This is a genomic window from Streptomyces sp. UNOB3_S3 (assembly GCF_020740895.1).
Lineage (GTDB): Bacteria > Actinomycetota > Actinomycetes > Streptomycetales > Streptomycetaceae > Streptomyces.
Window position 1 is genome coordinate 1 of the sequence record NZ_JAILXP010000720.1, and the last position, 967, is coordinate 967.

General features: G+C 66.5%; 2 protein-coding genes and 1 pseudogene. 2 read left to right on the plus strand and 1 reads right to left on the minus strand.

The window, feature by feature from the left end; all coding sequences use genetic code 11:
• Positions 1 to 228 (plus strand): annotated as a pseudogene (locus K6I33_RS35270) (coproporphyrinogen III oxidase); the annotation flags it as partial.
• 100 nt (positions 229 to 328) lie between these two features.
• On the plus strand, positions 329 to 895 hold the full coding sequence (locus K6I33_RS35275; protein ID WP_229358867.1) for a Uma2 family endonuclease: 567 nt from the start codon (positions 329 to 331) through the stop codon (positions 893 to 895).
• Here K6I33_RS35275 and K6I33_RS35280 read toward each other — a convergent pair.
• Positions 892 to 967: DUF3097 family protein (locus tag K6I33_RS35280; protein ID WP_229358868.1), on the minus strand; the 76-nt coding region annotated here is incomplete at its 5' end. The genes K6I33_RS35275 and K6I33_RS35280 overlap by 4 nt on opposite strands.

Sequence of the window (967 nt, forward strand, 5' to 3'; positions counted from 1 at the left end):
CGGGAGCTCCTCTCGGAGGATGACCGGCGGGTCGAGCGGATTCTGCTGGAGCTGCGGCTGGAGGAGGGGTGCCCGTTGGCGCTCCTGAAGCCGGCCGGTTCGCGGGCGGCGGCCCGAGCGCTCGCGGACGGGCTGCTGCGGCCCGAGGCGTACGAGCAGGGCCGTGCGGCCCTGACGCTGCGGGGGCGGCTGCTGGCGGACGCGGTGGTGCGGGATCTGGTGGACTGATTACCTGTTCGGGTGAACTGACGCGCGTAAGCGATGTGCCTGCCTACGCTCGCCGTAGGCTGCCGCTCAATGCACGCGGTGGATGTGGAGGGCCACGGAGATGACCGCTGTGTACGAACGTATGAATGACTTGTTCCTGGACCACCCCGAGATCTTCGAGGGGTTCAGGATTGAGCTGCTGCGGGGGAACATCGTGATGATGGCGGGGCCCGATCGGGTTCACAACATGATCGTCGAGTCGGTCATCGATCAGATCCCCCGTGATCGCTGGCATCGGATGGCGACGCAGGACATCGCTATTCCCGGTGAGGACAGTGAGCCGCAGCCGGATCTCGTCGTGATCGAGCGGGGGGCATTCGAAGGCCCCGGACGGCTGGTTCCGGCTTCCGCCGCCATGCTGTTGCTGGAGGTTGTATCCAAGTACAGCGCCCATGCCGACTACAAGATCAAGCGCTCGATGTACGCGGCCGGGCAGGTGCCCGCCTATCTGGTGGTGGACCCCTTCGCCGCCAAGTGCGTGCTGCTCACGGAGCCCGTCGGTGCGGGGGAAGGCGCCGATTACACCGTGGAACGGACCACCAAGTTCGGTGATCCAGTGCCGTTGGACATGGTGGGCGTCACCCTGGACACAACCGAATTCCAGACCCTCCCCGGCACCCCCCGCTAACCCCCCGCCGTCACAAAGTCGATCAGCTCCTCCACCCGCCCCAGGAGCGCCGGCTCCAGGTCCTTGTAGCTC